The organism is Microcystis sp. M049S2 (assembly GCF_020245625.1).
Taxonomy (GTDB): domain Bacteria; phylum Cyanobacteriota; class Cyanobacteriia; order Cyanobacteriales; family Microcystaceae; genus Microcystis; species Microcystis ichthyoblabe_A.
In genome coordinates, this window is sequence record NZ_JADBUN010000042.1 from 1 (window position 1) to 8,110 (window position 8,110).

The 8,110-nt window shown below is 44.3% G+C and carries 6 protein-coding genes; 5 read left to right on the top strand and 1 reads right to left on the bottom strand.

The features are described from left to right. Positions 1-327: 327 nt before the first annotated feature. On the bottom strand, positions 328-963 hold the full coding sequence (locus tag IM496_RS03815) for a peroxiredoxin (RefSeq protein ID WP_002761158.1): 636 nt from the start codon (positions 961-963) through the stop codon (positions 328-330). A 478-nt stretch (positions 964-1,441) separates the two neighbouring features. Here IM496_RS03815 and psbU point away from each other — a divergent pair, with 478 nt between their 5' ends. From psbU to IM496_RS03840, 5 genes are all read left to right on the top strand, one after another. Beyond that, entirely contained in the window at positions 1,442-1,849 is a 408-nt protein-coding gene (gene psbU, locus IM496_RS03820) for a photosystem II complex extrinsic protein PsbU (protein ID WP_002754370.1), read from the top strand. A gap of 448 nt (positions 1,850-2,297) precedes the next feature. Further along, a complete protein-coding gene (nadB, locus tag IM496_RS03825; RefSeq protein ID WP_194017755.1) occupies positions 2,298-3,965 on the top strand; it encodes an L-aspartate oxidase in 1,668 nt (555 codons plus the stop codon). A 206-nt stretch (positions 3,966-4,171) separates the two neighbouring features. Then, the gene (locus IM496_RS03830; protein WP_287661271.1) at positions 4,172-5,287 is read left to right on the top strand and encodes a HEAT repeat domain-containing protein; all 1,116 of its coding nucleotides are present in this window, start codon (positions 4,172-4,174) and stop codon (positions 5,285-5,287) included. Then, positions 5,284-6,357, top strand: coding sequence for a glycosyltransferase family 4 protein (locus IM496_RS03835; protein WP_194017753.1), 1,074 nt, complete (start codon positions 5,284-5,286; stop codon positions 6,355-6,357). Before IM496_RS03830 ends, IM496_RS03835 begins: the two co-directional genes overlap by 4 nt. Before the next feature lie 155 nt (positions 6,358-6,512). Next, the gene (locus tag IM496_RS03840) at positions 6,513-7,952 is read left to right on the top strand and encodes an SAM-dependent methyltransferase (RefSeq protein ID WP_287661272.1); all 1,440 of its coding nucleotides are present in this window, start codon (positions 6,513-6,515) and stop codon (positions 7,950-7,952) included. Positions 7,953-8,110: the final 158 nt, after the last annotated feature.

Sequence of the window (8,110 nt, forward strand, 5' to 3'; positions counted from 1 at the left end):
AAGCATTTGGAGCTATAATGTTAATTGTTTTTTTAGCCTTAAGCCGATTTTTGTTAAATATTAATTTAACTTATAGTTAAGATAGATGTCGATGAATTGTCTTTAACCCAGCCAAGAAATTGCTTTTCGGCACTACTGCCGCTAACACATCTAGGGAAACTAGGAAAAAATATATTGACAATCAAACCAATAAATGATATAGGGAGATAAATCCCCTGTTGCCAGGGGTAGCATCCGTTAAAACGGATGGCTAACCCTCCCTGACGATTTCTTGGTTTTTGGATTGCCAGTTTTCCAGGATATGGTTCACCGATTAGCAAACCCTAATTACTTATTAGGTTGGGGAGTCATGCGTAGATAGGGTTTAATTTCTTCAACTCCTTTGGGGAATTTGCTACGAGCTTCTTCAGTGGGAATAGAGGGAACCACCACACAATCACCACCGTCGGTCCAGTTAGCCGGGGTAGCCACTTGATAGTTATCGGTGAGCTGCAGGGAGTCAATCACGCGCAGGATCTCGTTAAAATTGCGTCCCGTGCTGGCAGGATAGGTAATAGTTAAACGTAATTTTTTGTTGGGATCGATGATAAACACCGAACGTACCGTCAGATTATTGAGGGAATTGGGGTGAATCATGCCGTAGAGATCCGACACTTTGCGATCGCCATCGGCGATAATCGGATAGTTAACGGTAGTGTTTTGAGTTTCGTTGATGTCATTAATCCAACCCCGATGGGATTCGGCACTATCCACACTCAAAGCGATCACTTTCACATTGCGTCGCTCAAATTCTGACTTAAGACTAGCCACCGTACCTAATTCCGTGGTACAAACGGGGGTATAATCAGCCGGGTGCGAGAACAGCACCACCCAGCTATCTCCTACCCACTGGTGAAAAGAAATCGGACCTTCACTAGAATCTTGTGTAAAATCTGGAACGATATCACCCAATTGGAGAGCCATAATTGTGTCTTCCTTATTATGTATTTCAAGACAAGCAACAGTTTATGATGCCATAGGAGTGCTGTTCGTCATTGATAATTTTAGGGATTTATAATAATTGGGTTAGGGGATAGGGGAATGAGGAAATGGGGGAAGTGGGGAGATAGGGAGATAGGGAAATTCAACTGTAGCAGCCGCCAGATGGCAGCAGGAAAATCTTTGCCAGAAAAGGGTTTTAGCGATTTAGATTCTCCTAACCAACTTGTTCTTTGTGATCAAACCCCAAAACCGCAAAACCCTTCCCCTAGGGGGGCAAACTAGGTTATGATCTGGTCTAATGGCATGATATAACTTTTTTAACTAGCTATCAGCGTTCAGCTAATAGCTAGGCTGCGGTGGCAAATCCCAACTACCCACCCTATGCCTAGTCGGAAAGCTGACGGCTTAATTTCTTGTCCTGATCGTTAATTTGCCTTGGTTTTAGGAGACCACAACTGCAATGAAGAATCTTGTTCGTCTGCTGGCGGTAATTGCCTTGATTATCGGGAGTTTTTGGGGCAAAGTTCCCGCTCAAGCTCTCAATCTCACCTCGATCGCCCTTCCCTCTCATCCCGTGGCGGTCTTAAATGCGGCTGATGCCAAACTAACCACAGAATTTGGGGCGAAAATCGACCTTAATAACAGTGATATTCGCGATTTCCGGGACTTGAGAGGGTTCTACCCCAATTTAGCTGGTAAAATCATCAAAAACGCCCCCTACGAAGAAGTGGAAGATGTCCTCAATATCCCCGGACTCTCGGACACTCAAAAAGAGCGTTTACAGGCTAATCTAGAGAAATTCACCGTTACTGAGCCTTCTAAAGAATTTATCGAGGGTGATGACCGTTTTAACCCCGGAGTTTACTAAATCCAGTTAATTACGGTTTTAAAAAAATTTCTAGGTGGGCGATCGCTCACCTTTTTCAGTGATTAGCGTCTGAAGGCAAGAGGCAAAAGAAAGAATCTGGCCTGATGGGGTGACAAAGAGGTTAGAGTTTAGACAGGGTATGGGGTGTGGGGTGTGGGGTGTAGGGAAAATCTCAGTCCAGACTGGGATGTCTGGTTTCAGTTGAAGAACGCTTCCAGAGCGAAAAACTGGCTTGTTCGGGGTTTCCTCCTTGGTAGAGTTCATGTTTGGCTACAGGATTTTTCCCCACACCCTACCCCCTACACCCTACCCCCTGTCCACACTTCAAGCTGGTTGTCACCCCTTCAGGAATCTGGCATACTGCCCCAAGCTAAAAACCGGGGATTTTTGCCAGAACTATAGAGAAATGAAATGCTAGAATAAATAGAATTTATCAATTAACTCCTACATGGTCGTTTCCTCGCAACTGCCGAGTTATCAAGATGTTTTAGTGGTGGGATCGGGAGCGGCGGGATTGTATGCCGCACTGTGTTTACCCCCTAACTTAAAGGTGGGTTTAATTACCAAAGAAGATTTAAAAACTGGGGCTAGTGATTGGGCGCAGGGAGGAATTGCGGCAGCCACCTCCCCGGCAGATTCCCCCGTTTTCCATTTAGAAGATACCCTGAAAGCCGGAGCGGGCTTATGCGATCGCTATGCCGTACAGTTTTTAGTCGAGAAGGCCCCCCAAGCGATCGCTGATTTGCTGCGGTTGGGGGTTAGTTTTGATCGCTCTGGAGACGACTTAGCCCGCACTCTTGAGGCTGCCCATTCCCAGGCCCGGGTGCTGCACGCGGCTGATCGCACGGGGAGAGCGATCGTCAGTACCCTGATGGAAAAAGTAGTCGAGCGCCCCAATATTACCATTATTCCCCAAGCGCTCGCCCTGAAACTCTGGCTTGACCCGGAAGGGCAACGCTGTCAAGGTATTTGTTTACTCCATCAAGATCATCTCTGTTGGCTGCGAGCGCAAGCAGTCATTCTGGCTACGGGAGGCGGTGGTCAAGTCTATGCCCAAACCACTAATCCCGCCGTTAGCACGGGGGATGGAGTCGCCCTCGCTTGGCGTGCTGGAGCAGTGATTCGCGACCCGGAATTTTTTCAGTTTCACCCCACCGCTTTGACTGTGTCGGGGGCGCCGCGGTTTTTAATTAGTGAAGCGGTGCGCGGCGAAGGAGCGCATTTAATTGATGCTCTGGGGCGGCGTTTTGCCTTCGATTATCATCCGGCTGGAGAATTGGCCCCCCGGGATGTGGTGAGTCGGGCGATTTTTAGCCATTTGCAGAAAACCTCCGACGATCCCGCCCATGCCAAAGTATATCTAGATTTAAGACCGATCGAACCGGATCGTCTGCGTTATCGTTTCCCCAATATTATCCGCATCTGTCAAAAATGGGGCATTAATGTGTTTGAAGATGTGATTCCCGTTGCCCCCGCCGCTCACTATTGGATGGGAGGAGTGGCTACCGATTTAAACGCCCGCACTTCTCTACCCGGTTTGTATGCGATCGGCGAGGCGGCCAGTACGGGTGTTCACGGTGCTAATCGTTTAGCCAGTAATTCTCTTTTGGAATGTATTGTCTTTGCGGCAAATTTAGTTGAAATAGGTCTAGAGCCAGAAAACTTGGTGGGGGAAAGACCAGAAAAACCCTTAGAAATTGCGGAAAACTGGCAGGAAGAACAGGAATACTGGCAAAAAGTACGGAGAGAATTACCGATTTTAATGTGGGAAAATGCGGGAATTTGCCGATTTCAAAATGAGTTAGAAACTGCTATCCTACGGGTGCATCAGTGGAAACAACAGTTACAATCCTTAAAGATGGGCCAATTTCTCCAGAATCTTCTCCCCGACAAAGGACAATTATTTTTGTGTCCCTCGGTGCAGTTAGAAATAAGGATAGCGATCGAGACATTAAATCTTCTAGATATCGCCGACTTAATTCTGGAAAGTGCCTTATTAAGAGCAGAAAGCCGAGGTGGTCACTATCGGGGCGATTATCCAGAAACTGTGGCTAATTGGCAATTCCACACGACTATTCAAGGTCGAACCTGGCGCAAAACTCCTGTACAAGCTTAATTAGGCCGGTTTTTCACAGATAATCTCTGAGTGCTAAACAGTGGAATCTATCTCCGATCCCAGTAGCGGCAATATTTGCCTGACGCTGACCGGGGGCTTTTCCCCATCATCCTGGTCTATGACCCATCTCTGGGGTTCAGTGCTTGTCATTTATGGCTTTTAGGCTATCATACTGTTACCTACCCCTAAACAGTTACATAAATTCTATGATCAAACCTAATTTTCTATTGTTGTTAGCTATCGGTGTGAGCAGTTGGGGTCATGATTTTCAGGTTTTATCCAAGGCTAACGCCCAAACTCCACCTAGGTTAGAGCAGGCCCAGACTGTCGCCACTTACGATCAGTTGATGAAAGCTGGTTACGAGGCCAAAACCCAAAAGAATTATCAACTCGCCCTGGAAAAATTTCAACAAGCTCTGGCACAACGTCCGAACGATAACTCTGCTCAAAATGCGATCGCTGATACGCAGAAGGATCTAGGTCAAACCGGCACGGTTGCCAACCCTGCCGCCAAAAATGAGAATTTGCCAATACCATTAATTGCTGGCTCGGCCTTGTTATCCATCGCTTTATTGGCAGCTTTACTATCGCTTTTCCTTCAATACCGTCCCAAGGGCAAAGCCTCAAAACGGCGCAAAAAGACAACTTACGTCAATCCTAAAAACCCACCCGACAACTTTTTTGAGGGCAATGGCAATTCCTTCGGTGCGGACACCAAAACCAGCAGTGAGATTAATGACAATTGGGAGGATGATTTCGCGTCTTCTTTGCCCGTACAAGCTACCTCCCGCATACCGAACGCAGACTCAATCACCAGTTTAATTGAAAGTCTCCGCGATGACGATCCCCGTACCCGCAGACGGGCGGTTTGGAAGCTGGCACAGATGTCTGATTCTAGGGCAATGCAGCCTTTAGTCGATAGCATGATGGATGGGGATTCCTACGAACGCAGTTTAACCCTAGAAGCTCTCGCTCAAATCTGCACCCGCTCTCTGCGACCGATGAACCAAGCTTTGGCTATCTCTCTCCAAGACAAAAATCCCCAGGTGCGGAAAAATGCCATTCGGGATCTAACCAGACTCTACGATGTCATGTCTCAGATCAGTCAATTAATTTGTCATGCCCTCGATGATTCCGATGAGGAAGTGCAAGAAACGGCACGCTGGGCAATTAGACAGTTAAATCTGCAATTAGCTCCCCGTTTAGATATTGCTCCCCTAGAAACCACCGGTGAACCGGAAGATGATGACGTACAGGATACTTCCTTCACCGAAACCACACCGACCTTCAGCGAAACCACATCCACTGAGGTGCAAAATTGAGTCGAAAACTGTTATTTATCTCCACCCCCGTGGGATTTCTGGGTTCGGGGGGCGGCGGTGGCGTAGAATTAACTCTTTATAATCTCGCTCGCACTCTGAATAAGCAAGGGTATGCGGTGCGGGTAGTGGCTCCAGAAGCCTCGCAATTGCAGGATATCCCCTTGATCACTATAGCGGGAAATGCCCAGATTTCCGCCCAAAGTCAGGGCCAGCAAGCCCCGATTTTAATGCCCGAAAATGCCGTTTTGGCCAATATGTGGCACTACGCCCAATCAGTACAAAGTCAGTATGATTTAATTATTAATTTTGCCTACGATTGGCTCCCTTTTTATCTCACTCCTTTTTTTGCCACTCCCGTCGCCCATTTCGTCAGCATGGCTTCCGTTTCTTTGGCGATGGATCATATTATTGAAAAAACCTATAGCAGTTTTCCCCATTTACTCGCTTTTTACACCCTCGCCCAAGCGGAAACTTTCTCCCTCTCTCCCCCCTATCGCTGTTTGGCTAGTGGTTTAGACCTATCTTTGTATCAGTTTCGGGCCGATTCCTCCCCCTGTCTAGCCTGGGTGGGACGGATTGCCCCAGAAAAAGCTTTAGAAGATGCGATCGCTGCTTGTCAACAGTTAGGTGTGCCTTTACGCGTTTTCGGTCATATTTCCGATCCTCTCTACTGGCAAAATTTACAGGATACCTACAGTTTCGATTTAGTCGATTATCGCGGGTTTTTGCCCACCGAGAGCCTACAAAAAGAGCTAGGCGACTGTTTTGGCCTGTTGATGACCCCGCGCTGGGTTGAGGCTTTTGGTAACGTGGCTATTGAAGCTTTGGCCTGTGGTGTTCCCGTAGTTGCCTATCGTCGCGGTGGTCCAGTAGAAATTATTGAAGATGGAAAAACTGGTTTTTTAGTTGAACCCGATAGTATCGAGGGATTAGTTACAGGAATTAAAAATTTAGACCGGATTGATCGATATTCTTGTCGTGCAGTAGTCGAGCAAAAATATTCCCTAGAAGCTTTGGCAAATCGAGCTATTAATTGGTTTGAAGAAATTTTTGCTCGCAGTCAAAAATAAATAGGCTCTCTTGGTTTAGTCTGGTTAAATCTTTATCCCAGAAGGGTTTGGGAGCAACCACGGAGGCACAAAGAACACAAAGTGAAAAAAGCTAGGGTAATCGATCTTGCCGGTCAAGAAGAAGGATTAATAGCCATTTATAGAGAGAATTAGTGATGCAAGCTTCTCAGGTGAAAATTGAATATGGAGACTTTCAAACTCCCCCGGAGTTAACCGAAAAGATTTGTCAAAAATTATGGCAAATTCATGTTAAACCCGATGTCATTATTGAGCCAACTTGTGGTATAGGTAACTTTTTAAAAGCAGCATCACTTACCCTTAAAGAAACTGAAAAAATTCTTGGCTTTGAAATTAATCCTAATTATATCACTCAGATTAATCAAGATCGGCAAATATGCCAAGATCAAAGAATACAAGTTGAACAGAAGAATTTTTTTGATTGTGACTGGTATTCTCTGACTCAACCATGGACAGAAAATATTTTATTTTTGGGGAATCTGCCTTGGATAACCAACTCAAAACAAGGGCTTATTAACGGAAAAAATTTACCTCACAAAAGCAACTTTCAAGGCTATCATGGTTTAGATGCCATGACGGGAAAAAGTAATTTTGATATTTCAGAGTGGATGTTAATTAAGCTCATTGAATGTCTCGATCGACGTTCAGCTTATCTGGCAATTATCTGTAAAACGGCCGTATCTAGAAAAATTTTAAACTATATCTATACTCACAAAATTAATCTCGTTTACTCGGCAATTTATCCGATCAATACTCAAAAATGTTTTCAAGCAAATGTAGATGCTTGTCTTCTATTTTGTCAATTTGATTCTCATTCAGAAAATTATTTTTGTGATGTTTTCAATAGTTTTGAGGAAGGGGAATTTCAGCGCATTGGTTATCAAAATAATATCCTAATCAGAGACTTAAATGCTTTTACTAGATTAGAATATTTATATCATCGGCATCCTCAAGAAAAATGGCGTTCAGGAATTAAACATGATTGCTCAAAAATCATGGAATTACAGTTAGTTAATGGAATTTTTGTCAATGGTTTAAAGGAAGTCGTTAATCTTGAAACCACCTATCTTTATCCTCTCCTGAAAGGTTCAGATGTAGCACAAAATCGCCTAAAGGTTATCAATAAATACATTTTGGTAACTCAGAAGTTTATCGGTGAATCTACAGAAGATATACGCGATATAGCACCAAAAACTTGGCAATATTTAGTTAATCATAAAAATTATTTTTTAGACAGAAAGAGCAAAATTTATCAAAATCAGCCAGAATTTTGCATATTTGGTGTGGGTTCTTACAGCTTCTCCCCTTTTAAAATCGCCATTTCTGGACTTTATAAAAAACTAAATTTTAACCTTATATTGCCCTATCAAAATCAACCCGTTATTTTCGATGATACTGTTTACTTCTTAAGCTTCGATGATTTAGATACTGCTCAAAACACCTTACAGCTTCTCAATTCTTCCCTAGGCAGAGAATTTTATTCATCCTTGATATTTTGGGATGAAAAAAGACCGATAAAAACCCGTATTTTAAACAGTTTAAATTTATCGGTTTTAGCCGAGAAGTTATTATCCTAATAATGGTAAAACCATTTTTAAATAGGGTCTGCTGAAAAAGTTTGTTGGTGGGGGCAGGGTGTGGGGTGTGGGGTGTGGGGTGTAGGGTTTTACCGATTTTGAGGTAGTCAGTTACCTAATTTTCAGGGAAAAAGTACCTGAATTTTACCCCTGATCCC

Coding starts and splice junctions, on each gene's coding strand:
- IM496_RS03830 (WP_287661271.1), top strand. CDS start 4,172: ATGATCAAACCTAATTTTCTATTGTTGTTAGCTATCGGTGTGAGCAGT.
- psbU (WP_002754370.1), top strand. CDS start 1,442: ATGAAGAATCTTGTTCGTCTGCTGGCGGTAATTGCCTTGATTATCGGG.
- IM496_RS03815 (WP_002761158.1), bottom strand. CDS start 963: ATGGCTCTCCAATTGGGTGATATCGTTCCAGATTTTACACAAGATTCT.
- IM496_RS03840 (WP_287661272.1), top strand. CDS start 6,513: ATGCAAGCTTCTCAGGTGAAAATTGAATATGGAGACTTTCAAACTCCC.
- nadB (WP_194017755.1), top strand. CDS start 2,298: ATGGTCGTTTCCTCGCAACTGCCGAGTTATCAAGATGTTTTAGTGGTG.